Source organism: Bacillus sp. FJAT-29790 (genome assembly GCF_019039215.1).
GTDB lineage: Bacteria > Bacillota > Bacilli > Bacillales > Cytobacillaceae > Cytobacillus.
In genome coordinates this window covers 783,152-808,978 of the sequence record NZ_JAHNZZ010000001.1, presented here as the reverse complement: position 1 = coordinate 808,978, position 25,827 = coordinate 783,152, and the positions used below count along the sequence as shown (strand labels likewise).

Below are 25,827 nucleotides of genomic sequence, written 5' to 3'. Positions count from 1 at the left end.
GCCTCTTTTTTGGCAGGGATCTAGCACACCACTCTTTCCAAAGATTTTTCCAGAGTATTTTGTAAGGTCTCAAAATTGATAGACAGAATAATAATCTTTTCGCCTAAGTTTTTAAAGATGATTTAAGAATAAATAAAGCGCTTACATCCGACTTTACTAATACCTATTATTTATAGTTAGCGGCTTTAACGCTTATTGCCGACCAAAAAGGATTCAAGTAGCATACCGACATTTCTCGGACGTTCAGCAACGTATGCTCCTGCTTTTTTCAATGCAGCGATTTTATCTTTCACCGTTCCTTTACCTGCCGTTACGATGGCTCCAGCATGACCCATCTTTTTCCCTTCTGGTGCAGTCCTTCCTCCTAGAAAAGCAACCAAAGGCTTGGTGAAGACTTTATTCTCAATTGCTTCAGCAACTTCTTCCTCCATCGTCCCACCAAGTTCACCAATCATAACAACAGCGTCTGTGTCCGGGTCTGCCTCGAATAATGGAAGTACTTCAGCAAATCGGGTCATTGGAACTGGATCTCCCCCGATTCCAATTAAAGATGAGCAGCCAAAACCTGCACGAACGACCTCTGCGGTAACTTCATTTGTTAAAGAACCGCTCCTTGTCATGATTCCTATGCGTCCAGGACGATAAACACGATCCAGCCAATACGGGAAAAATCCCATCATAGCCTGCCCCATTGAAATAATGCCTGATGTATTGCCTCCTATCACCATCGCACCAGCCAATCGGGCAGCTCTCCTCATTTGCATGGCATCGTGCAATGGAATCCCATCACATAAAATAACAACTTTCTTAATTCCCGCATCCAGCGCTTCCATTAGTGCATCCTTGGCAAACCTCGGAGGAACAAATAGGAGTGAGGCATCTACAGGAATATCAGCTACTGCACGGCGGACCGTATGGTAAACGGGGACCCCTGCTGCATATTGTCCTTCTCTGCCCGGTGTAACTCCAGCAACCACGTTGGTTCCGTAATCAATCATATGCTGTGTCCAAAAAGCCCCTTCCTTGCCCGTAATTCCCTGTACCAATACTCGCGTACGCCTATCTAAAATAATGCTCATCGCTTTCCACCTCCAGCCAGTGCGATTGCCGTGATTACCGCTTCCTCTGTATCTTTTAGCGGATCAAGCCCCGCACCGCGAAGAAGTTCATGTGCTTCTTCCTCTCCTGTCCCCCGAATCGCCGTAACAATTGGAAAGTCGGGCTTTAATTCTTTAATGGCATCAACGACCCCTTTCGCCATTACATCTGCTCTGGCAATCGTGCCAAATGTGACAATTAGCATCACTTTAATGTCATTTTTCATCATAATCTCCATGGCCTTTCGTGCCTTGTGGTAATTTGGACCACCAAATTCAAGATAATTAGCGACACTTCCGCCATAATCATTCACAAGGTCAAAAACCGTGTTGGTTAATCCGGCTCCAGCACACATTAAGCCGATATTGCCGTCGAATTGGAGATAAGGAATCCCTTCCTGTGCAGCTTCATATTGAGCATCGTTTTCAAAATACTCCCTTGTCATTGAAAACTGCGGGTGTCTAAACAATGCATTGTCATCAATACTTACTTTACCATCACCTGCAATGAACCCCCCTTCCTTAGTGATCATCAAAGGGTTAATCTCCACCAATTCCAATTCATACTTTTGAAAAATATCGTATAAGTTTAATAGAATTTTCGTCCCCTGTCCGATCATTTCCTGTTGAATGCCTAGCTCATATAGGAGACTTCTAGCTTGATATGGCAATAGACCAACAGACGGATCCACAAGCAACTTTTTGATTTGTTCCGGCATCGTCCTTGCAATTTCTTCTATATCAATTCCGCCTTCTGCACAAGCCATTATCATCCCATATCCTGTCATGGGATCTGCGCTAATAGAAACATACAGTTCCTTCTCAATGTTGATGGCCTCTTCAATTAATAAGTACGGCATATTTTTCGCCCGTGAGAATATTCCGTCTGCATTTTCCTGTACTGCATCCAATTCTGATACAAGCTTAATAAGTCCGGCTTTTCCTCTTCCTCCGTGAAGGACCTGTGCTTTTAGTACACAAGGGATACCCACTTCATTCACCGCATTTTCGGCTTCATCATTATTTTTAATTAATATCCTGTTTGGGACAGGAATTGAACTTTCTTCAAATATGTCTTTGGCCTGGTATTCAAATAATTTCATAATCAATATCCCTCCTCTTTAGCGGCCATATTTGTTCCAATACGTACTCCAAAGTTCTTCATCAGTAGGTACCACTTCTGGAATAACACGCGAAACCCTTGTGATGTTCAAGAAATGTTTATATGATAAGTTTTCTCCGATATTATTACCTGCCCATGAACCACCGCCCATTGAAAGTGTAAAATTAAGGCCGTTATTGAAGCTTCCCCCGTTCCCATATACCTGAACTTGATTGATTAACAGACGGCACACATCGATCTCCATCCCGATTTGCTCTATATGTGATTCATCAGTCGTATGCAGCCCGCAAGAGTGGCCGCGGCCTTGGTATTGAAGAATCTCTTTTGTCAGCTCTATTGCTTCATTAAAATCAGCGGCCTTATAAACCGTTAATACGACGGCTAGTTTCTCTCCAGAAAAAGGGTATTCTTTCCCGACACCTGTTTCTTTGACCATAAAAAACTTTGCATTTTTCGCTTTTGCACATTCCAGGCCAGCCTCTTTTGCCAAAACATAAGGATCTTTCGCAACTGTTCTGCTATTTCGTTTTCCATCTATCCACATGGCATGCTGCAGCAGCTCTTTTTCCTTTTGGTTACAAAGATAACCTCCTTCTTTTTGCAATGCAGCAATCATTTCGTCATAGACAGCGGCTTCAATTACCACAGAGTTATCATTGGAACAGCTTGTAGCGTTATCAAAGGTTTTACTCAAATAAATTTTACGGGCGGCTTCTTCGATATTGGCAGTTGCGTCTACAATGGATACAACGTTCCCAGCTCCAACACAAGCATTTGGCTTTCCGGATGTTTGACCGTTGTACACATTATTAGCAGATCCTGTTACTGTAACGAAGTCAGCCTGGTTCATTAGTTCTTTTGTAATGGCTTTGTTGACTGGCGGCGGCAAAACTTGAACAAGGTCAAGAGGTGCACCGATTTTTTCAAATTCCTTATGAATATATTGAAGAAGCAATTGGCTTGTAGTTAATCCTTTTGGTGATGGGGCAATGATAATCGCATTCCGTCCTTTTAAGGCCATCATAGCGATATTAGCTGGTGTAGCACCAGGATTTGTGGAAGGAACGACGGCAGCGACAACACCTACCGGCTTTGCTATTTCGGTGATTCCTTTAGCTACGTCAACGTTTATTACGCCAACTGATTTGGCCCCTTTTAGATCACGAAGCGTTCCAAGCGTTTTACGCCGCTTTTTTGTGACTTTGTCGTCATAACAGCCTAAACCTGTTTCCATTAATGCAAGTTCTGCTAATGCCTCTGCATGACCCGGTTTGTAGATTGCCCAGGCAACTGCTTGAACCACTTCATCCACTTGTTCCTGGCAATATCCATTAAAAGTTTTCATCGCAGACCTAGCTTTTTCCATCATGGTTGAAATAACATCCTTCACATCGATCACACCTGCGCTTTTCACATGATCTTTTACGTTCTTTGTCATACTTGCTCCTCCATCCTATCCAATTTTTCTTTCATTACCAATTTCATGATGTGGTCATCAGATTTAGAAATTTTGGAAGCCTGCCTCCTTATGGTAATTCAATCACCTTTAAATTATCAATATATTTTAAATATTTGATATATTTGGATAATTTATTACATATATAAAGAATTATTATGAATTTCCATTCTGGCTTGATCTATTGGCTTTTTCGATTATTAGAAATTTAAAAAACTGACACCTGGATGTCAGTTAGGGTCCATATCTACACTGATGTCTTACTTTTCATGCTGTAGTAATTATGAAGAAATAAAAGAAAGGATTCGCTTGCAGATGTTAGCCTTTTCTCATCGTAAACAGAATAAAAATTTCGTTTTAAGTTCATTCCCTCGATAGAAAATTGACGAAGTGTTTTTAAGCGGAGCTCGTGTTGAACGGATGCTTGGGAAATAATCGATAATCCCATACCTGATTCAACTGCTGATTTTATAGACTGGGTGTTTTCAAGTTCAAGAATGATCTGAAGCTTTTCAGGATTTAGTTTGTTACGACGCAGCTGTTCCTCTATGACTTGTCTTGTTCCTGAGCCTGCTTCCCTTAAAATTAAGGGGAGTGAAAACATATCATTCAAGCTAATGCTTCGTTGCTGGTGATCCAAAAGCGGATGAGTGTAATTATTGGATGCAATTAGGATTAACTTATCTTCAAAAAAGGGGAGCTGACGATATTTCGGGTAAGAAATCATCGATTGAACAAATGCGAGATGGATTTCCTCATTGACTAGTTTCTCGATGATTTGATCTGTATTGTAGATTTCAAGGATAATATTTACGTTTGGATATTCCTTTTTATATTTCCCTAAAGCGTATGGGAGGATATGCTCTCCTATTGTCATGCTGGCGCCAATGTTCAAAACACCATAATTCGAATCCGATAGAAGGGCAATCTCCTGTTCTGTCTGATGAATTAAATTCAAGATTTTCTCGGAGGAGTTAAAAAGGATCTCACCAGCTGGGGTCAAATCGACTTTTCTCGTCGTCCGTTTAAACAGTTTGATGTTTAATGATTCCTCAAGCTGCCGAATTTGCAAACTGATACTCGGTTGTGACATATGTAGTAATTTGGCTGTTTCAGAAAAATTCCTTTTCTTTGCTGCCATGTGAAATACTTTAAGATGTTCAAAATTCAAGTTATGCATCCTCCCTAGCAAATCTATTTAAATCACATGAAGAAATCAATTACACTGATAGAACCTACTGATTGTGAATCTATTTACCGAACTGCTCTTTTTCTCTCTCAAAATAAATTTGTATGACCCTCTACCTGTTCAATCCATATCGTATTGAGGGGAGAGCCCTTAAAAAATCAGACATCCCCTTCCAAAATGGAAAGGAATGTCTGATTTTTATTTAATCAACTAGATTAACTACTTGACCTTTTCTATTATACCTGAAATTTTTAGAAAATTCAATTATTTAGGTAAAAAAACAGCCTTTTGCTATTCATTTACTTTTTGATACATAAAAATGATGAGGATAAAGTAACAATAAAAACTCCAGTCTGCGTGTTTTTACCGCGATTATAACAAAAATGCAGCCGTATGTAGGCTGCATTTATTTATATAAGAAGATATATTTCTGAATTGTGTTTCCTGTTTTTTATGGAAGCAATAAAATCTTCCCTGTACTTTTTCGACTTTCAAGTAATTCATGTGCTTTACAACCATCTTCTAATGAAAAAATAGTAGGTTCTGTAATTTTTATTTGAGCATTACTGATCCAATTAAACAGCTGACCCGAACGTTTTTTTCTTTCTTCAAAGGATGTTAGAACATTCCAAAGGTCTCCACCAGTTAATGTTTTTGAAGTATCCATTAGCATTCGCGGATCCACTGGCGTAGGGTCCCCTCCTGCCATCCCATAAAATACTACCGTGCCTCCGATTCTTGTAACGTTAAAGCTATCTTCTAATGTAGATCCCACAGAATCGTAAGCAACATCTACTCCGTGACCATTGGTTTTTTCCTTTATTTTTTCAGTCCATTTATCACTATATAAGAATACACTGTCAGCACCAGCCGCATAAGCAGCTGAAGATTTTGCTTCGGATGATGTAAGACCTATTACTTGAGCACCTAAAATTTTTGCAATCTGAATAAGCAGCTGACCTACCCCTCCCGCTGCAGCGTGAACAAGAACAGTATCCCCTGACTTAACTTGATAACTGTCATTTGTTAGATAATGAGCGGTTAGGCCTTGCAGTAAAACGGAAGAAGCTGTTTCAAAAGAGATCTCATCCGGTATAGGAATAACCTTCTCAATAGGAACGGCTACTAGCTCTGCATTTGCAAATGGGACATCTGCAAATGCAATACGATCTCCAACTTTGAACTTAGTAACAACTGAACCAACCTGTTCTACAATTCCTGCACCTTCATAACCCAATATGTAAGGTGGTTTTCCTGCTAAATGGTAATGGCCTTTCCTTCTATAAATATCAGCAAAATTTAAGCCAATCGCCTGCATTTTTACCAAGATTTCATTTTCATTTATAATAGGATCAGCAATTTCCTTATACTGCAACACTTCAGGTCCACCGAACGATTCAATAATTAATGCTTTCATTTTTCTACCTCCTAAATTACTACATAACATTACGGAATTTGTGTTAAGCAATTTAGCTAGTGAAACATCTAAAACCTGCCGGAATTGATTCCATAACAAAATGCTTAGAGAAACTAATTTAGTAAATGTTATCATCTTCTGGAAATGTATTTATTATTGCCCAATGGATTAAGTACAAAACTAAATTCTACAATAACTTGAGCCGTTTGACCATTTTGGCATTGATTCTGGTGTCGCTAAGATTAAATTATGCACTATTATTCCCCACAATTTAACTACTATCTTTCATGGAATGAATAAACAGTTATTCTCTGCTTCAATTTGTTTCTATATCACTAATAAGTCTTCCAAAATGCCCTTCTACTATCCAGCAATTGAAGAAGATTTGTGATTAAGAATGATATTACAACTGCACAACTAATCTAAATCCACATATGATTTAATTACATTAAATAACCCCCTAATTTTCAAACAAAGATAAGGGGGGATATTCATCTTTTTCCTTTATTTGAGTAAAATAATCAACTATTAGCTGGTGGAGTTTTTGGAGTTCTAAATCACTCGCAAATGCTTGTCCCGTTTTTAATGACAAAAGAGCGCTTTCAGGGGGAAATTTACACATAGCCCCTATTTGCCTTAATGTGGACATTTTTCATTCGGAGCTTTACGAATTTGTTCATAACAAGTTTATTACTTTCAATATCTGAAATAGTAGCCAGAAGCTCTTGTATGAGGATAAAAACAACTTGACCAGATAAATCAGGCGAAAAAACAGAAGAAACCCTTCAAACAGTTCCGTGAATCCAACGTTAGTTACTATCCTAACCGACAGTGCGTTCTTTTTTTTTCGGATATATTCTTTTATCAGCCAGTTTCAGTAGTTTGTCAGCCAATTTCGGTAATTTATCAGCCAAATTTAATAGTTTATCAGCCAAATCAGTTATAACTTGACCATAATCAAAAATAAGTGCCTGATCCCCAATGCGTGAATTCGTAAATACATTGGGGAACAGGCCTCGTTTTCCAGTTATACGATCATTGAATTCGCACGCTCAATTTCCACAAATATAAGAGAGATAATACTACCAAAACCATGTTCACACTTTTTCCCTTATCCAAGGCGCTTCATAAAAACAGGTTTTTCACAACCCTTTCCTTACTAGGCTCAATTAACTATGCAAACTGCCTTTCATCCATGGACGTTGTCGATATGGACCAATCGGGATTTGGATTAGGCTGGTTTTTCCATGTGTATCTATCTTGAAAATTTCATCACTCATTTTCGCATTAAACCCGAGGAGTGGGTGTCCCCCCATCCCAATGGCTGTCGCAGATAACAATAATCGCTGTGTCAGCATACCCGCTTCCATTTGTTGGATACGATATCCTCTGTAACCGAGTGCTGGTATTAAGTGATCGCTATCCCCTGCCACATTAAGGCAAAGTGGTACTTGGTGTAAATTCACATTAAATCCAACCAATCCTTTTTGTAACTCGAGTCGATGATCTCCAAGATCTACCTGCCGTAAAACATGAGCAGCACTATCATAATAATAAGCACCATCTTGAATGCCCTCAACATTATACAAACAGACATACAGCGAGACACGAGACTCTTGCTTCGAATGTGCTACATCCAAATCATTGCGATATGAAAAGGAAGCAATTGTCTCCTGCAAAAGATTGGCCAGTTGAGACTGACTTACCTTTCCCAAAACGAAATCCATCTCCGGAGAATATCGCTCTCTGCAGACCGCTGCAAGATCATACGACATCCTCTTCATGCGAGGAAGAACTTGTGCTTGACCGTCACAATTTAGATTCTTCTTCACCTCGATTTTTCGAAACGACTGCGTTGATTCCAGCATAGATGCTTCATTCATCATAGTCAAAAACGGGCACTCTGCGACCTTCTGCGACCGTTGATAGTGATTATAAGGAAGGGATGTCAATTCTCGGCACAATTCGTCTGCAGAGACAATCCCGGCTACGTCACTCCGGTTATTTGACCAGTTTGTAGGTTCCACAGATAGAGGAATAACCGCATACACACTCTCCTCCTGTTCGGAAAGCCCAAGAAGATGGTTGATGGCCCGATCAAGAAATTGAAAGAAAACACCTGATGCAAAGCCAAAACTTTTTGCTACTTCCAATAACTGTCCAATTACCACCCCAGCATCCAGCCCTTGCAGACGATAGGCAAAATTATTGTATTTATAAAAATTTTTCCAAAACATGGTCGATACAAAAACAGTCCCAAAACAAGTGTCCTCGTCATAGCGATGACCCAGAGCGCGGGCTATATATGAATCGAAATTTCCTTCTCGCAATAACACTAAGCTGTGATGTGCTACATCATAATGGTACACCCCAGCAGGCAGATCCTCCAGCTTCAAATACACGTATAATTCGTTTGGATACAACGCCCCACCGGAAGGAACAAATCGCCTATACGACTGCACGAAGTCAACCGTATTTTCCGTGGAATCTAAAGGAGGGACTAACTGGGAAACCTGAGTAAGGCCAAACGTGTACCATAGAAAATGACCGATTGTACGAAGGTCAGGCTTTGCAGGTATTCCCCTTCCGTCTAGCGTCAGCGGTACTTCTAGAGATAAAGGAACAACCGGCAAGCCGCGATAGAGCTTATAGGCTAGCGGTGCATCATCCCAGTCCACTTCCCAGTCCGGCGGAGTGATTTTTTCATTGTCAAAATGAAGATTGTGCAGAAATGCCTCTAGAACCATCCTCCTACCTCCTAAACACCACTATGGAAACGGATGTGGAAATGGATTGAGCTGTTCATGTGTCAGCGGTTGTTTCGAGTATCCGAGGTCCATTGGCACTGTTAACACCCTATCCAGCCCTGTTACGCGAGTAAGATGGTGCCCGAATGTCATCGGCAACATGCCGGGAATCAGCACTTTCACACAATTCAGTCCGTTTCGTTTCGTTACCGGTGTCGTTTGATCCACTACAATTACATCTAGATTTAATCGGCAAAACACTTGAAGTATATCCTGCAAATCATCAGTCAGATCTGTATGCTTTGCCTTCCATTTGAATTCCTCATCAAACGTTCGCATCGGACGGGTTTCGTCCAATAAAAACCTCAGGCGCTCTTCCGCTTCCGGTAAACCATACAGCATTCCATGGTCTTCCATCTTCCGTACTAGTGAAGAATCTTGCAACATTCGTGCATACTTCTCCTTTTTCGCTTCAAATTCCCCGTCAAGCGTCAGCATCATACCTGCCAACTCGTAAACCGCGCTTTTCGCCGCTCGCACTGGGTCCAAATGCGAACCGGCGGCACAGATGATATTCATCCCCTTTTCCTTTCTGTTTTTCGCCAACGCCAACACGCTTGGAATACCGTTCTCCATTGTCGAGTTATAGAAGTATAGATCGTATCCCGCAACCGCTCGTGCACGCTCAATCATCAACTGTAATTCTTGGTCGTTTGCTGAATAAGGATCAAGACGCGGGAGTGTTAGTTGCGCGTACCAAGTCATCAAGAACGAATCACGCTCCACTACTTCCATCACTCCATAGAAAATGGCCTCCTCCAAACTTCCGCCTAATGCGCATCCGTTGGAAGTTTCATACACAAATCCGTCACCGCAGCCCAAACTATAATAAGCAAGCAACTCTGGAACAAGAATCGGACGCTCTTGCGTAAACGAATAGCCCCATACCCAATTCATTGAGCGATCAGGATGAAACGGTTCGAACGGAAAATCAGGCTTCATATATTGTTCCTTCGCGTGCACCCCTACCTTGAACGGATTGAGTGCTTCATGTTTCAGATTGCGGAAACTATCATGGACCACTGTTCGTTTGCCGTGGGGAGACAAACCGCAGTACCGCTCCAACCCCTCTAAAATAGCGGTCTGCTCACTTACCGCATATGAATGTGTCCTACCTGCCACTCCCTCGTCCCCTGAGAACAACGGCAAATTGGCTCCGACATCGGCAAATGGCGTCACGATGTCATACATTTTTCCATTTAATAAGCCGGTCCGATTGTCCATATAGTCTTTAACTAAAACTTTATTCAGATCATCCATCGAGCGGCAGCGGTAACTATCGGAACTAATCTTTGGACTAGGTTGCAGCGATATTCGGGCCTCAGTCGCTGAATCGTCAGGTAATTGACCACAAAATGGACACAACGGGTCAGGCAGAAAGAAATGGGATGAACTCTTCAGCGTTTTTAGATTGATTAATAATATCCGTTCTTCCGAGCGAACCTTATCACCCTGTAATAAGCTCTGCACCTCTGCCTCAATCAGATGGGCCATCTGTAAAACGCCCGATCGCGATACCCATGGATCGCGCGACACTTCACCGACCTCCGTCAGTCTTTGCTCTATCTCCCACATCTCTTTACGGTCTCGTCCGGCCATTAGAAGTCTTAAATTTGCACATTGGGAGCAACCCAGTTTACCTGGATAAACCAATGGCCCGATCACACCTTCACCAAATGAAACGAATCCTCGCAGCCAAGGGATGCCGGCTATTCGCAACACCTCTTCCGCTTTTTGATGAACAGAGGGATGCCAAGTATCGTCCAATACAAGAACCAAATTAGCCGCTTCTGGTATTTCTGTCTCGAAATCAGCTTGACGAACGACCTCGTATTGTGCAGACAGTTCTGTACAGACGCGATCAGCCAACAATCCTTCTCCGACCACTAATACGACAGCACTCACTTGGCTTCCTCCTCTCGTAACATAACTCCATACACCCCTTCAAGTCCCTCTTTCAAAAATGGTTCCAATTCAAGTTCAAAGACGAGAAGCTGCTTGCCGTTTCTTTCCAAGGTCTTAATTGCGGAATACAATACATCAGGTTTTGTGGAAACTTCACACGGATGAATGACTAGGCTTTGAAGCTCCTTTTCTTCCAGAAGTACAGACGAAACCTCCAACGCCTGTGTCGTTTGACAAATCGCTCGGTTTTGTACCTTCTTGAGCACCTGTTGTAGCGCATTCCGTAACGCCTCTGTGGTATTCAAACCTACACTGCCGTACCAACTTCCATTCGTACCAATCCATACGACAGGGAAACCTGACACTTCCTTTCCTAAGCCTATGATTGGTGCACCCTGCATCGTAGTCAGTGCTTGCAAATAAAAACGGCATCGCTCATCTTCTATCTCACTCAAGTGAACCCGTGAGACGAAATTCGTCTGATCAGCCAATTGCTTGTTTAATTCCTTTTCCAAACACATTTTCAATCCGCGGCCAACAGCTTCCGCAAACGTTTCTCCCGTTCCGATACCGACTAAACCCTTTCGATCCGCCATACTATCATCTACTTCATGATGTGGTGGTAGAGTCGTAACAAGCAGATCAGCTATTTGTGACACATACGCCTCAATCCCGGCCAGTCCCGCTTCTTTTCTTGCCTCTTCATGCGTCAAGCCGGTACCAATCAGTTCTGGTAAAAGCCCAGTCGGTCCCTCCGACAAATAGTCGACTACCTGAACACGACACTGAGCTAATGGCAGCTGGTTCAAGTCCCCTTCTTCCCAAACATGGAAAATTCCTAAGTCAGCTGATGTAAATTGACTGAAGTAAAGAAGCAATTTACTCTCCTCAACTTTGTTTAAGCTCTGTTCAAGCCGCAAATCTAAATCTTGAACCCATTTGGCAGAAACACGACCATCCACTAACGGATGTGGCATGAAGGAATGCCAATTTCCTTCCAACGTATTCAGATCAAGTAGAAAGATTTGATTATTTTGTTCCGATTCGGTCTTTCTTGTACTCTCTTTGAACAATTCAAACACGATTACATTAGCCAACATCGCCCCTGCTGTGGATGAGAAGCCGGTTAACTGCTGATCTTCGGGAAGCACAGATTGATGTATACGGCGCCACGCAGACTCCCAGCATGCCATAGAGTCTGGATGCACCACAGGACCTGCCAGCCCCACCTGCTGCAGGCAAATAGCTGGTATAAACACCTTCTTTTCTTCCCTACAAATCCCATGGAGATCCCGTAGTTCCTCTATATCCCCTTTCTGCGAAACATACAAAATTGATTGATACGCCTGCACAGTCTCCCGCCATGAACTCACCCCATTCCCCTGTAGGATGACCTCCTCTACAGCTACTTCGGGGTCTGTTTTACGGGCATGTGCCACAAGTTCTATTAAACGCCGTCTATTGGTCTGTACCGAATCTGTAATTAGGACATGAAACTTTGGCAAGCCAGATTCAAGCAAAGCAGAAACCAAGGAAACAAAAAAAGGACCGGAGCCAACTGCCAACACCTTTTCCTGGCGATAGGTTTGAAAACGGTACGCACCCGAATCGCCAAAACTGTCCAAAAATTCAATTTGAGAAGCATACTTTTTAAGAATCTGATCCGACAGTTGATGTGGACGATCTTGGCTCACATCCCGTACAAACCCATTTCGATAAAGCACATCCGCAATTTCATAGACCCGATCCCGATACGGGCCCGGCAATCCTTTCGTCAAATCCGCCAACGCGTACTCCCCGTTGAACATTGGTACAAGCTTTTCAACCCACTGATCGATCGTACTGCCTTCCATTCGAAACGAACATAAGTTGTTCCGAAAATATACACCACTATTTGGTTCAGGGAGAAAAAACGTGTCCCTTTTCAATTTCAAGCGCATAGACGGGGTTACATTCGTCATTTCGCTCCTCCTTACCCGTGTGCTATTCTTAAATCACCATCATCATTTTCACTATTACCCTATGTACCGAAATATGTCCCATATGTCTAATTTTTTAGAAAAAAGCCCCGGCAAAAACATATGCAGGGGCAAAATCTTCTCCTTTGGAAACCATCTTTTTCGATAGAAAACGAAAAACGATTAACGGAAGCAGCGTCCGCAGCGACCGCAACCACCGCAACGGAAACCGCCACAACGGAAACCGAAGCCACCACAACCACCACAACGGAAACCACCAAAACCAAAACAGCCGAAGCCGAAACAAGAACCAAACCCCAAGCCAAAACAAGAACCAAACCCCAAGCCAAAACAAGAACCAAAACCGAAAAGACCAAATTGTCGATCCATAGAGCTTGGATCCCAAGGAATTGCATCGTTTGCGTGGAAATCACCAACATTCAACATTTGGAGATCTCTTTGAAAATCATACATTGGCATAGCCTCCATAAATTTTTTTTAAGGATGTTCCAGCAACAATAAAGGGGGATAGAGTACAATCATTCATTAGTGAATCCACTGGTACGTCTCCCCAACAAAATATGAACGATTATTAGGTATTGTTACTGAAGTAAACGCCTATTTTTATGGGGCTTCGTAAATCCGCTCAAAACGAACAGGGGGAAATTCATTAACTTTTGGGGTTTTCCCACTTTTATTCCAATTTTGAATTATTAATCAAATAATAAAATAAGAAAAATGATGTGACACCCGGGGGAAGTAATCCATTTCATAAATATAGAAAAGTGGTAAGGTGAATAACGTGGGATTACTTCATAATTTTATTGAATAGCGGACTTTGAGATACGAAAACCATCTCATGGAAGAAGAAAATGGACGGACATCTTAAGGGACATAGTGACCTAATACTCAACAAAAATGGAAAAACGGTCTCCATATGAGGGCATGGTGACCGGAATTTTTTTAACAACTATATTTCATGAAGTAACAATCGATTTAATATAAACCTATGAGATTAAGAGAAAAATATAAATCATTTAGCAACCCTGTTTTTTTAGATTACGGGGAATCTGCTTTATTTCTTTATTCGTCCGATTCTTCTCCAGGTCTATTTTTTTGGGTTGGCAGTGTGTCCCAGAAGCTCGTATCAGCTGTTTCAATTGATCGATCTGCAATCGCTCTAACCGTTGCATCTAGTGTAGTAATCGTTTGCTTGATTAAATAGCCATTACTTTTTTGACCAAGCGCATATGACTCAATATAGTGATCTGACATGCCGCGCATTTCAAAAAGTAGAGTTGAAATATCATAACGAATCGCAGCGCCGTTTCTGCCAATATTTGCGCCAGAGTCTCCGTTATATTTACCAATATGTCCCCAGCCCTGCGTTTCAATAGCGTTATAAACAACTGATCCAAGTTTTTTCGATTTTTCTAGTACCTCTGGTTTTACTTGGGCGTTTGTTGGATATAGGATTGATCCGGAAACTAGTTCACCATCCGTTTCACTTCTTGTTCCTTGGTGGTGTAAATCAATCATATAGTCAATTTTGTATTTAGCAAATACGTTTTCATGCAATGCCCTGGCTTCTGCTTCCATTTTGCTCGTCGCTTTATCATGTTCACGATTTAAATCAACATAATTCGCATTGTAGCGAGTTAGGTGTCGATCCCCATCAGCCAAGTAGTTATCAAGGGAGAAGTTAACATCGCCCATTGCGCCATCTGCATTTAACATTGGAATGATCAATACGTTTACATTATCCAATACACCTTTTGTCTTGCCAGTACCTAAGTGTTTGATAAATTCTAGTGCTCCTTCAGTTGTTAGCTGCTCATTTCCGTGTTGCTGTGTTAAAAATAGAATCGTTGGATTGCTAGGGTTAGATATGTATTTAGCCATGTAAATATCGCGGCCTTTTATAGTTTGCCCAATGACTTCAAGCTCCATTGCTGCTTGCTTCGCATCTTGTTTTTTAAGATAGTCTACCATGCTATCATATGTATGCAAGATGGATGTTTGGATGGACCCATTTCCAGCGCTTGGACCGTTTCCAACAGCACTTGCCGGAATCGAAACAGCTGTTACAGCTCCTAATGCCATTAAACTAGATAATGAAACAGATAGAACTTTCTTTTTTAAGCTCATCATTCATTCCCCCATTTTCATCGTTTAGTGTAACCATCTACAATTCTACTGTTTCGATTAAAATGTGTTAATAGAATATCGTACCTATCATTCAGACAAATTTCGCTTTACGAAACATGTGAAAAAAGAGTGCTTTTTGAACAAATTTTGTAAGTAAGTGGTTATTAGGCAATGGTTATTATTACAGATTATTATTAATATTTTAAAGAGTGGTAAAAGTTTACTATATTCCTTTTTCTTAAAATCATTATTATTAAAAATTAAGCAAAAAGAAGGGTAAATTCAGTAATAACCATTTCCTTTTTGTCGAATAAGCGTGAAACTTGCAAATTATATCCTACAAAGGTATGTGATCCGAATGCATTTTATATTAGTAACTCTTCATTCCAACCACATCGGAAGCTCATAGCCTCTATTTTTCTTTTGCCCATAGGATTCACTGCAAACTGAAGTAAGTATTTTTCTAGCGACTGATTCCGATTGTATTCCCAAAAAAGCTCTTAATTCTTGATTCGTGATATTTGATCCGAATAATAGTGAATAGTCATCGATGGCTGGCAGATGAGCATGAGGAGAGAAGTCATTGCAGTGTGTACATTGCCAAGCCCCCCACACTCTCTTCATCGAGAACGAAAAACAATTGTCACAATAAACCCCTTGAATGATATCTTTTTTGCTAATTTGATAAAGTGACAAGATATCGGGATTATAAGGCACGTGCATTTTTACTAACTTCCGGGATATGGCGGTTGATTCTTTTTTCGATATAAGCGCTTGTTGATGATTTTTCTCTAGCTCTTCTACTTTTAAGGGAAGTGCGTCTGAATGGATAACATTTCGAAGCAAATGTGAATACCTTGGATTTGTTTGAATCGTTGAGGACGGGGAACTAATGATAATGAATGGGATAATTGGGACAAGTGGAAATTTATTATGATGTAACCATGATTGCAATTGAAATCTCTGTCTTCTAACTTGTAATAGAGGATCAGAAAATGATTGGATTTCGTTTTTGTAGGTACGCAATAATTGATGGAATTCTTGATCAAAAAACAAATTACCCGAAATATTTTTTATCTCAAGGATAAGATGAAATTTTGGGGTTAGAATCAGTGTATCAATTTGAAAAAAACGTTTTTTATTATCCTGTAATCTAAGATTATGGAAAATAAAAAAATTCTCACTTGGCAAAAATGTTAAATGATAATCCAGTGCCTGTTCACCACGGAAGCCAGCTTCGTTTTTAGCCAAATGATCCATAATAAATTGTTTTTTAGGATGGGTTGTAGGCAATCTTCTCACCAAAGCCTCCAATTTTCTAAGCTTTATCGGCTTTTTCCTCTCTTTCTTAATCAAAATGTCACTCCTCTGCATTTATTATCAAGATATTAATTCAATATGCTATCAAAAAATCCTTTTTTATTAAAGCTTCTTTCATTTATCAGCCAATTTCGGTAATTTGTCAGCCAAATTTGATAGATTGTCAGCCAATTCCAACCGTTTGTCAGCCAAATTTCATAGTTTATCAGCCAAATCGATTATAACCTCACCATAACAAAAAAAAGTGCCTGATCCCAACTGGGGACAGGCCTGATTTTCAGTTAAATTTTATGAATTAAAGCTGAATAAAATCTACAGCATTAAAGATGCACTGATACTTGAAGTCCTCGACCATACCATTGTGCCCTTTAGACCATCCTTTTTCATCAGGTCAGCATTCGTTTTTTCAACGCGTTGAATGATTTCAGCCAATTCATAGGCCGCATTATTACCTATTATTTCAATTCAAACCCTTCATAAGAAGGTCTCCACTATTTGCATTAAATCCCTGCTATAACCTCTTTTCCTTTCAAAAACGTTTTAGCGGTATTGATTAAAATATTCGTATTCAGAAAGACGGACTCAAAATCAACCCATTCTACAGGTTCATGGAGTCCGAATCCGGACGCACCAATATTAACAGTGGGAATACCTGCTTGCTGGAAAATTGCAGCATCTGTCCAAAAACCCCAGCCTACACGTTCAGGCTCCCTGCTTAGTAAGGATTTATAAGATTCAGTTACATGCTTAATAATTAATTCGTTTGGATCACAGGAAAAAGGAGCTCTTTGGAAGTACCAATCTATTAGGGAACCTTCAGATGCATTCTGTATCACTCTTTCAATCTCTGATTTTATACTGTCTACGTTCTCTGAAGGCAGGGTGCGTCTTTCAATATGAATTTGACAATCTGGTGCATAAGTGGAAACTCCTACACCACCATTAATAAGACTTACGTGCATAGAGGCAGGGCCAACAAGATCTTCCCTTCGATTTCTTAAAACATTCTTATCTAAATGATCTAACCCCACGATTACATTGCCCATTTTTGAGATCGCGCTATTGCCTAGATCCCATCTGCTGCCGTGAGCGCTGCGACCCGAAGTTGTCACCTTTCCCCATAAAAATCCTCTATGAGCAATAACCATTTTCAAGTCACTTGGTTCTGTTAGAATACAAGCGTCGGCTTTGTGATGGAGCACATAATGATCAGCACCGATACTAGCATATTCTTCATCACAGACAAGTGCTAAAATAAGTTTACCCTTTATAGAACCTGCTGCTGCTAAAGTAGCTGCTGTGGACATTATAGTGGCTATTCCTGCTTTCATATCACAACTTCCCCGTCCATATACACGATCGCCCTCTACTTTTGGTTCGAAGGGGGCAATTTCCATCCCCGCAGTACCAACAGTATCCAAGTGTGCACATAAACATATAGTTGGGCCGTCTCCATCTCCAACCTCTGCAAATACATTTGGTCGGCCAGGTTCGACAAGCTCTATACGTGCATCTACATTATGTTTTTTAAGCCATTCCACAGCAAATTCTGCTATTTTCATTTCATTGTGACCCTCTTCAGGTGCAAGGGTAGGATTAACGGAAGGAATTCTAATAAGTTCACGAAGCAGTTCTAAAACATTTGATTTCGGAAATATCAACAAAATTTATCACTCCATTTAATTTATATGTCTTTTACATCAATTCGGACAAAGACCTTCCCATACGACCTTTTGATATTTTGATAAATCTGTATCCCCTTCCGTACTTATTAGTAGTACCCGAGAATCCGAATCTAGTAAAATCTCACGACAAGCTTGAGGGTCGTCCGTTAGTTTGCGTAAGTAGTATAGTAATCCTAGTGTAACGGCACCCGATTCTCCTGATATGACACGGGGGTCATTTTTCAGCGGGTTCCCATACACTCGCATTCCGAGTGCAGCGATATTATCATTACATGAGAATGTTCCCTTAGCATATTGGCCAAGCAACCGAAAAGCTCTTGTGTTCGGTTCTCCACAAGCTAACCCTGCCATGATTGTGTTCATTTCTCCAGTAACAATTTCTCTAATACCCTCTTTATTTACAAAAGAACGATAAAAACAATCTGCTTGATCTGGTTCAACTACAACAATGATCGGTGGATTGTTTCGATAATGGTTAATCATATAACCTGCAATGGCCGCTGCGAATGATCCGACTCCTGCCTGGAGAAATATATGTGTCGGTTGCTCAGCACCGTCTTCATTAATTTGTTCCACGATTTCTTTTGCCATAGCGGCATATCCCTGCATAATCCAAAGAGGAATATCATCGTAACCTTCCCACGCGGTATCCTGAACCATAATCCACCCATTTTCATTAGCTAGGTCTGCACACATTCTGACAGTCTCATCGTAATTGACTTCTGTAATATCAGCCTTAGCCCCTTCATTGCGAATAGCTGTCAACCGCTGTAATGATGACCCTTTTGGCATATAGATCACTGATTTTTGCCCGATCTCCCTCGCTGCCCAAGCTATTCCACGTCCGTGATTACCATCTGTTGCTGTAATAAAAGTGAGTTCACCGAGCTTCTCTTTAATTTCTGTAGATTGTAATGTTTGAAAAGAAAGATCTTCAATTTTCTCTCCGAGGCGATCAGCCAAGTACTTCGCAACTGCATATATGCCCCCCATCACTTTGAAAGCATTGAGGCCAAATCGATGTGACTCATCTTTTACTCTGATATCTGCCACATTTAAATGCTCAGCTAAGTGTTTCAAGTGATGCAAAGGTGTTTCTGTGTAAGAGCTATGTGTTTTTTGAAATTCATGTACGCTTTTTATATCCCTTTCGTCAAAAATTGATAACTCCTCATTGTTATATTCTGATGAATAAAAATTATTTTCGGCAAATTTTATATCGGTTTGAATTGTTTTCTGCATGAAAATCACTCCTGTTTTAATTTTACAATTACTTCTGTTTCAACTAATGCTCCTAACGGTATAGCTGAAACCCTTGGACCATATTGTTGGAACTTGATACATATTTGCGATTGTCGTAAGACTACTTTTGAGGCTTAAAATCTAAATTTACATCGACGTACACTCGCCAATTTACTGAACGCCTGCGAGATGGCCAACTACATCGAGCAATACGTTGGCTCCTGCAACCAAATCCGGTTCCCGTGTGTACTCGCGTGGGTTATGACTGATCCCGCCGACACTCGGAATGAAGATCATGGCAGTCGGACAGATACGGGAGATCATCTGAGCATCGTGGCCAGCACCGGACGTCATTCGCTTTGACTGCAGGCCACGATGATTGGCAGCATGCTCCACCAGCTCAACGATATCGGCGTCGAAGATAACCGGCTCAAAGCGCGCTAGTCGCTCTACAGAAATCGAAACTTCCTCTACAGCAGCAAGTTCTTTGAGGTAGTTTGCGAGTGCAGCTTCTTCGTTCTTTAATCGCTGCTCATCAGGATTGCGCAAATCTACAGTGAACGTGGCACGCGAAGGGATAACGTTGATAGCATTTGGTTCGAAATTAATGCAACCAACTGTAGCTACGGTGGGCGCGTTCGAACTGGCGATCCGATCACGCAAGAATGTCATCACACGTGCGGCTGCTTGCCCTGCGTCGCGTCGCATTGTCATTGGTGTCGTACCGGCGTGATTTGCAACACCATCGATCGTGACGCGCTGCCATGAGATCCCCTGAAGGTTTTCCACAGCTCCAATCGGGATCCCCACACGCTCAAGTACCGGTCCTTGCTCTATGTGGAGTTCGACATAGGTGTGTGGCTGCAAGAAGCCAGGATCTTTCGTACCCGCATAGCCAATACGTTCAAGCTCCGAACCTAGTAATGTCCCGTCCGTACCCACCGTTGCCAGCGCCTCCTCGATAGGGAGACCACCCGCATACACAAGGGAGCCCATCATGTCGGGCGCATAGCGCACACCCTCCTCATTAGTGAACGCTGCAACCGCTATCGGGCGAGAAGGGACAACCCCGGCCTCCCGCAAGGTGTTGATCACCTCGATACCAGCTATTACGCCATAGCAGCCGTCGTAAATACCAGCATTGATTACTGTGTCGATGTGTGAACCGACTAGGACTGGGGCTTGGTTTCCAGAGTCAGGACCACGCCAAATACCGAAGATATTACCGATGCGGTCGATCGCGATCTCTAAGCCGGCGTCCCTCATCCATGACACCACCGCGTCACGCCCCGCTTTGTCCGTTTCAGAGGCCGCCAACCTCGTCAATTTACTGTCTCCGTCACGCCCAATTTGGCCTAGTTTATTAATTCGGCTGACCAATCGTTCGGCGTCGATTGATAGGTTAAAACTCTTAAATAGCATTTAACATTTCTCCTTATTCGTATTGTAAAAAAAACCCTCTATTTCAATTTTGCAATGACTTCTATCTCAACTAACGCTCCTTTCGGTATAGCTGAAACTTCTACAAAACTTCTTGCCAATGTTCCCAATATCAATATCCAATGGCAGCATCCCTGATTAAAAAGCAAAACTGTTCGCTGTCACAGCTTGTGAATAGGGACCTACAGCTGCTGGTCCTTTACTTGTTTGAATTTGCTGAATCATATGTACTTCCTCCTTTAGTCGTTTCACAATATTAACATTGCAAAAATCATGCCAAATCAATGAATCCTTTTAATAGAGGGATGTAAAAAAAAATAGCACCCACTTCCGTATCAAAATGATACTAAAGAGGTGCTGTTTTATCGTAAAATTTAGAAATAAAGTCGTATGAAAACGAAAGTATCAAAATGAGATTAAGTATCGATTTGATACTTATTTATTTTCCTAAACAAAGTTGCCCTTCCAATTCCAAGCAATTCACTAGCGTCCTCGATATTTAATTCATGATGGCGAACATAATCTAGCGCTCTTTTGATCATTTCTTTTTCCATCTCGAGAAGTGAAAAGGAAGGACTGCTAATTGTGGGATTTCCCTCATTTATTTCTAATTTGTGATGAATTAACTCTTCGGCTTCTTCCATTGTGACCCAACCATTATTAATGAAATTAAACAAATATTCTATAAAATTCTTTAATTCCCGAACATTTCCTTTCCATGGATAATTTATCATCATTTCTTTGACTTCTTTCCCAAAGCCCAACACATTTGCTTGAAAAAGATCATTGAACATAGAAATAAAATGCTCGGTTAGGGCAAGAATATCTTCTTTCCGGCTCCTTAGAGGTGGAATCATAATCGGTATCACATTTAACCTGAAATATAAATCTTCTCTGAACGTACCTTTACTCACCATTTCCTGCAGATCTTTATTCGTTGCCGCAATCACACGTACATCAACCGGAATGGGAACAGTTCCGCCAAGATGTTCAATCTCTCTTTCCTGCAGAACACGCAATAATTTAACTTGCAGTAATGGAGGCATTTCCCCTATTTCATCAAGAAAAATAGTGCCTGTATGTGCCAATTCAAACTTACCAGGTTTCCCTTTACTATTAGCACCAGTGAATGCACCTTTTTCATACCCAAACAATTCACTTTCTAATAAATGTTCTGGAATTGCACCACAATTGACCGTAATAAAGGGTTTTTCTTTCCGCATACTAGCATGATGTATGGCTTTAGCAAACTCTTCTTTCCCCGTCCCGCTTTCACCTTGAATTAAAATTGTAGAGTGAGATTGAGAAACTTTATAGGCAAAATCTTTAACCACTCTTATTTGAGGGCTGACCCCTATTATTTGATCGAACGGTTTCTTTTGCTCTTCTGTTGTTTTTTCTGCCAGATGCTGAATTTCATTTACATCTTGAAGAATTAATAAATACTCAGAATGACGCCCAGCAGCAGATAACTTTTGCTTATTCATATAAAACGATCTTTCTTCTTTGTTAATTGATATGTTTACCGTTTGACTCACTTCTTCCATCTCTTGAACCATTTCGATTAAAAAATTCTTCACCTCAACTGGGAGCAAGCTTTTATTTTCAATACCTAATAACATTTCCGCTTTTAAATTCATTTCTTCAATGGTGCCTTTTTCATCTAACACAATAATTCCTTGATTAACGAGATTCATCACTTTAAGCATTTTCTCTGAATTTCTTGTAAGCTGTTGAATCATATCATGCTCATGTAATTTACTAGCTAATAGATCGGCCATCTTACTTAAAAATGTTAGGATTCCCTCTGTATTTTCAAACAGTCGTATACGCTGCTCTTCATTAAATGCTAATAAACCGATCACACCTATAGGTTGATCTCTAAAGGTAATCGGGGCACATATCTCTCCTGTCTCCGAACAATTCCCAAAAAATCTGCATCTCTCACAAACCTGTTCATTGCCTGGATTTTCAATGATTACCGGTCGGCCTGTCCGAATAGCAGATTGATAGACTAAATCGCCTTCCATTTTATGAAGAACACTTTCTATTTGTTCCCCTGTACCTGCTACCCTTATAAAATGATGGTTGGCAATCTCAACTTCTATTTTCAAAACAGCTGCAATCGCATCGGCAATCCGTTGAACGACAGGCTGAATATCCATTAAGTCCACATTTTCACCCTCTATTTTAAAACGATATCATTCATTAATTCGACAAGTCTCGTAAACCTCCTGCAATTTAATGGAATCAAAAACCCCCCTACTCTTTCAATGAATAGGGGTGTACTTTTAGTCTTGCTCTTCTATTTGAGTAAAATAATCGTCAACTAGTTGATCAAGCTTTTGGAGTTCTTTTGTCCCAAAAAGGGATTGACCTGCTTTCAAAGATTCCAGGGCGCTTTCTAGTAGAAATTTGCGCGGATTCTTTAAATGTAGGAGTTCATCTTGAACAAAGTCTAACAGCTCGTTGTATTTCGACTGGTTCTCGTTATTGGTGAGCGCCTTTTTCAATTCTAAAACAGTACGATAAAGCTTCTGCTGAAAATTCAGGTCAGACTTCTTACAGTCGGGTAACCAGCTCTCTATAAGCTCTGGGTTAATTAACTGATCACGTGCTTCTGCAACTTCGTTAACGATCTTGACGATACGCTCTACACTATATCGGACTACTTGATGGATGCGAGCATTCGATTCATATGCGATTGCATGATATTTAAGATTATGTTGCAAAATCCCTGTAAACATAATGGCACAATCCAATAAATAGGGTTCCTTACTGTCATCGAAAAGATCAATGAACCGCCCGTGTAACCAGCGAAGCATCCTCAATTGCCCTTTTTTTATAATTTGTTTAAGATCCGCATCATTCGAAAAGTTTACTTCCTCAAAAAGGGGATATAACTTATTTGTTTTATTCATCTCCATTTGCAGTTCAATTTGCTTAATGAAGATTTCAATATTAGAGGGATCTCGGCCGATTAGTAATTCATTGCGATCTTTTTCCAGTTTGCTATAAATCATTTTAAAAAGGGCGATTAATAATTCATTTTTAGATGAAAAATAATTATAAAATGTTCCTTTCGAAATTCCACTATAATCCAATATATCTTGAATGGACGTGGCTTGAAAGCCTTTCTCAATAAATAAATGGTGGGCCATTTTTATCACATGCTGTTTCCTGTCGTTCATATTATCACCTTACATCTTATTTAGACTACCTGTATAAAAGCCATATTACTTCATTTTTACGGTTTAAACAAACCCATTAAATAAAATGGATATTTTCCCATTGCAATTTTTGAACTGTTGGTATATGATAGTTCCTTGCGATAAACGATGGTATAAAATAATGGACTAAGAGTCTAACAGGGAGGAACAACAATGGACCATTCTATAAAAAAGACTGATCGCCCACCATATGGGATTCTTGCTGTACTGATGATCGGAGCTTTTATTGCTTTTTTAAACAATACGTTATTAAATATTGCACTGCCATCGATTATGAAGGACTTAGATGTCGAAGCATCGACCGTGCAATGGCTAACTACGGGCTATATGTTAGTAAATGGAATTTTGATTCCAGCAACGGCATTTTTAATTCAAAAATATACTGTTCGCCGGTTATTCCTAACTGCGATGTGCTTATTTACGCTTGGGACCATTCTCGCTGGTTTTGCGCATGCATTTCCCCTTTTATTAATCGGTCGTATGGTTCAAGCCTCTGGATCCGCGATTATGATGCCTTTGTTAATGAATGTCATGTTAACAAGCTTTCCTGTTGAAAAAAGAGGAGCCGCGATGGGCGTTTTTGGTTTAGTTTTAATGGGTGCTCCAGCGATTGGGCCGACATTATCAGGCTGGTTAATTGAACATTATGATTGGAGAATGCTTTTCCATTTTGTCACGCCAATTGCAGTTGTCATTTTATTGTTTGCTTTTTTCTTGCTTAAAGATAAAAAAGATAAAGTCAATATTCAGCTTGATATGCTTTCAATTCTTTTATCAAGTTTGGGCTTTGGCGGGTTGCTTTATGGCTTTAGTTCTGCCGCTACGAAAGGCTGGGATAGTCCACTAGTATATGGGACTTTAATTGTAGGGTTCATTTCATTGGTTTCATTTATTATCCGGCAATTAAAGTTAGATCGGCCAATGCTAGAATTTAGGATCTTTAAATATCCAATGTTTGCTTTATCATCGGCTATTTCTATGGTAGTTACTATGGCGATGTTTTCCGCTATGCTTCTACTGCCTATTTATGTCCAAACTCTTCGGGGGATATCTCCGCTTGATGCAGGATTATTGTTGATGCCAGGAGCGATCTTAATGGCAGTCATGTCACCGATTAATGGTAAATTATTCGACAAGTTTGGCGGACGTATATTAGCCATCATCGGTTTAGCAATAACTGTAATCACGAGTTATTATTTCAGTAAATTAACACTAGACACTTCATATACTAACTTAATGATTCTTTACTCAGCCCGGATGTTTGGCATGTCCATGGTCATGATGCCTGTGTCAACAAATGGCTTAAACCAGTTGCCCGCTCGCTATTATCCGCATGGAACTGCTATGAATAATACATTGCAGCAAGTATCCGGCGCAATTGGAACGGCCTTGTTAGTAACAGTTATGTCTACACGTACTGAAACGCATGCAGAAGAACTTGCTGCAGCTGCAATGAAACATGCAACAGAGCAGCCAACTGCAGCAGCACTTGCGGAAATGAAACAACAGATTGCGATGAAAGCAATGCTAGAAGGAATTAATGATGCTTTCTTAGTGACTGTTTTTATTGCCGGTCTTGCTCTCATTCTCGCCTTCTTTATCAAACGAGCAAAACAAGCGGAAGATACGATATCATCCGGGAAAAAAGTTGCAACTAAATTAGCAGAGAATTAAACTTTAGTTGATTACTAACAATGTTCCTAACGCTAAGATAATTTGTTTCCAAAAAGCAAGGGCTCTAGTTATCCATAGCTTATTTTAATCGTAAAAATGTAAAACAACGACACCGTTCAATTTATTTGAACGGTGT

The 25,827-nt window shown here is 40.6% G+C and carries 17 protein-coding genes; 1 reads left to right on the top strand and 16 read right to left on the bottom strand.

Translation table 11 applies throughout. The features are described 5' to 3' along the window. Positions 1-185: 185 nt before the first annotated feature. The 16 genes from sucD to BGM26_RS03720 form a co-directional block, all read right to left on the bottom strand. Positions 186-1,079, bottom strand: a complete 894-nt coding sequence (gene sucD, locus BGM26_RS03795) for a succinate--CoA ligase subunit alpha (protein ID WP_217038409.1) — start codon at positions 1,077-1,079, stop codon at positions 186-188. After that, positions 1,076-2,200, bottom strand: coding sequence for a succinate--CoA ligase subunit beta (locus tag BGM26_RS03790; RefSeq protein WP_217038408.1), 1,125 nt, complete (start codon positions 2,198-2,200; stop codon positions 1,076-1,078). The genes sucD and BGM26_RS03790 overlap by 4 nt, the downstream gene beginning before the upstream one ends. An 18-nt stretch (positions 2,201-2,218) precedes the next feature. Beyond that, positions 2,219-3,658, bottom strand: coding sequence for an acylating sulfoacetaldehyde dehydrogenase (gene sauS, locus BGM26_RS03785; RefSeq protein ID WP_217038407.1), 1,440 nt, complete (start codon positions 3,656-3,658; stop codon positions 2,219-2,221). A gap of 265 nt (positions 3,659-3,923) precedes the next feature. Further along, on the bottom strand, positions 3,924-4,847 hold the full coding sequence (locus BGM26_RS03780; RefSeq protein WP_217038406.1) for a selenium metabolism-associated LysR family transcriptional regulator: 924 nt from the start codon (positions 4,845-4,847) through the stop codon (positions 3,924-3,926). A gap of 469 nt (positions 4,848-5,316) precedes the next feature. After that, on the bottom strand, positions 5,317-6,282 hold the full coding sequence (locus BGM26_RS03775; RefSeq protein WP_217038405.1) for a quinone oxidoreductase family protein: 966 nt from the start codon (positions 6,280-6,282) through the stop codon (positions 5,317-5,319). A 1,169-nt stretch (positions 6,283-7,451) separates the two neighbouring features. Continuing rightward, positions 7,452-9,029 carry a SagB family peptide dehydrogenase gene (locus BGM26_RS03770; RefSeq protein ID WP_217038404.1) on the bottom strand — a complete coding sequence of 526 codons (1,578 nt, stop codon included), beginning with the start codon at positions 9,027-9,029 and terminating at the stop codon, positions 7,452-7,454. A gap of 21 nt (positions 9,030-9,050) precedes the next feature. After that, the gene (locus tag BGM26_RS03765) at positions 9,051-10,994 is read right to left on the bottom strand and encodes a TOMM precursor leader peptide-binding protein (protein WP_217038403.1); all 1,944 of its coding nucleotides are present in this window, start codon (positions 10,992-10,994) and stop codon (positions 9,051-9,053) included. Then, positions 10,991-12,955: a putative thiazole-containing bacteriocin maturation protein gene (locus BGM26_RS03760; RefSeq protein WP_217038402.1), complete on the bottom strand. Its 1,965-nt coding sequence runs from the start codon at positions 12,953-12,955 to the stop codon at positions 10,991-10,993. The genes BGM26_RS03765 and BGM26_RS03760 overlap by 4 nt, the downstream gene beginning before the upstream one ends. Before the next feature lie 180 nt (positions 12,956-13,135). Then, positions 13,136-13,426: a heterocycloanthracin/sonorensin family bacteriocin gene (locus BGM26_RS03755; protein WP_217038401.1), complete on the bottom strand. Its 291-nt coding sequence runs from the start codon at positions 13,424-13,426 to the stop codon at positions 13,136-13,138. Between the two features lie 609 nt (positions 13,427-14,035). Further along, positions 14,036-15,100 carry a M14 family zinc carboxypeptidase gene (locus tag BGM26_RS03750; protein ID WP_217038400.1) on the bottom strand — a complete coding sequence of 355 codons (1,065 nt, stop codon included), beginning with the start codon at positions 15,098-15,100 and terminating at the stop codon, positions 14,036-14,038. Between the two features lie 381 nt (positions 15,101-15,481). Beyond that, entirely contained in the window at positions 15,482-16,456 is a 975-nt protein-coding gene (locus BGM26_RS03745; protein ID WP_217038399.1) for a nuclease-related domain-containing protein, read from the bottom strand. Positions 16,457-16,920: 464 nt separating this feature from the next. Then, positions 16,921-18,084 (bottom strand): M20 family metallopeptidase, encoded by a 1,164-nt coding sequence (locus BGM26_RS03740; protein WP_217038398.1) that lies wholly within the window; start codon positions 18,082-18,084, stop codon positions 16,921-16,923. A 36-nt stretch (positions 18,085-18,120) separates the two neighbouring features. Continuing rightward, complete coding sequence (gene dpaL, locus BGM26_RS03735; RefSeq protein ID WP_217038397.1) at positions 18,121-19,347, bottom strand: diaminopropionate ammonia-lyase; 1,227 nt, start codon at positions 19,345-19,347, stop codon at positions 18,121-18,123. Between the two features lie 171 nt (positions 19,348-19,518). Then, positions 19,519-20,769: a Zn-dependent hydrolase gene (locus BGM26_RS03730; protein WP_217038396.1), complete on the bottom strand. Its 1,251-nt coding sequence runs from the start codon at positions 20,767-20,769 to the stop codon at positions 19,519-19,521. A gap of 434 nt (positions 20,770-21,203) precedes the next feature. After that, positions 21,204-22,952 carry a sigma-54-dependent Fis family transcriptional regulator gene (locus BGM26_RS03725; RefSeq protein ID WP_254119376.1) on the bottom strand — a complete coding sequence of 583 codons (1,749 nt, stop codon included), beginning with the start codon at positions 22,950-22,952 and terminating at the stop codon, positions 21,204-21,206. A gap of 126 nt (positions 22,953-23,078) precedes the next feature. After that, entirely contained in the window at positions 23,079-23,978 is a 900-nt protein-coding gene (locus BGM26_RS03720; protein ID WP_217038394.1) for a TetR/AcrR family transcriptional regulator, read from the bottom strand. A 192-nt stretch (positions 23,979-24,170) separates the two neighbouring features. On the opposite strand from BGM26_RS03720, the gene BGM26_RS03715 reads away from it, so the two are divergent. Next, positions 24,171-25,691, top strand: coding sequence for a DHA2 family efflux MFS transporter permease subunit (locus tag BGM26_RS03715; RefSeq protein ID WP_217038393.1), 1,521 nt, complete (start codon positions 24,171-24,173; stop codon positions 25,689-25,691). Positions 25,692-25,827 lie beyond the last annotated feature (136 nt).

What these genes read in the sequence shown, in the direction of transcription:
- BGM26_RS03720 (WP_217038394.1), bottom strand. Translation starts at nt 23,978, where the DNA reads ATGAACGACAGGAAACAGCATGTGATAAAAATGGCCCACCATTTATTT.
- dpaL (WP_217038397.1), bottom strand. Translation starts at nt 19,347, where the DNA reads ATGCAGAAAACAATTCAAACCGATATAAAATTTGCCGAAAATAATTTT.
- BGM26_RS03770 (WP_217038404.1), bottom strand. Translation starts at nt 9,029, where the DNA reads ATGGTTCTAGAGGCATTTCTGCACAATCTTCATTTTGACAATGAAAAA.
- BGM26_RS03790 (WP_217038408.1), bottom strand. Translation starts at nt 2,200, where the DNA reads ATGAAATTATTTGAATACCAGGCCAAAGACATATTTGAAGAAAGTTCA.
- BGM26_RS03775 (WP_217038405.1), bottom strand. Translation starts at nt 6,282, where the DNA reads ATGAAAGCATTAATTATTGAATCGTTCGGTGGACCTGAAGTGTTGCAG.
- sucD (WP_217038409.1), bottom strand. Translation starts at nt 1,079, where the DNA reads ATGAGCATTATTTTAGATAGGCGTACGCGAGTATTGGTACAGGGAATT.
- BGM26_RS03750 (WP_217038400.1), bottom strand. Translation starts at nt 15,100, where the DNA reads ATGAGCTTAAAAAAGAAAGTTCTATCTGTTTCATTATCTAGTTTAATG.
- BGM26_RS03715 (WP_217038393.1), top strand. Translation starts at nt 24,171, where the DNA reads ATGGACCATTCTATAAAAAAGACTGATCGCCCACCATATGGGATTCTT.
- BGM26_RS03730 (WP_217038396.1), bottom strand. Translation starts at nt 20,769, where the DNA reads ATGCTATTTAAGAGTTTTAACCTATCAATCGACGCCGAACGATTGGTC.
- BGM26_RS03755 (WP_217038401.1), bottom strand. Translation starts at nt 13,426, where the DNA reads ATGTATGATTTTCAAAGAGATCTCCAAATGTTGAATGTTGGTGATTTC.
- BGM26_RS03725 (WP_254119376.1), bottom strand. Translation starts at nt 22,952, where the DNA reads ATGGATATTCAGCCTGTCGTTCAACGGATTGCCGATGCGATTGCAGCT.
- BGM26_RS03760 (WP_217038402.1), bottom strand. Translation starts at nt 12,955, where the DNA reads ATGACGAATGTAACCCCGTCTATGCGCTTGAAATTGAAAAGGGACACG.
- sauS (WP_217038407.1), bottom strand. Translation starts at nt 3,658, where the DNA reads ATGACAAAGAACGTAAAAGATCATGTGAAAAGCGCAGGTGTGATCGAT.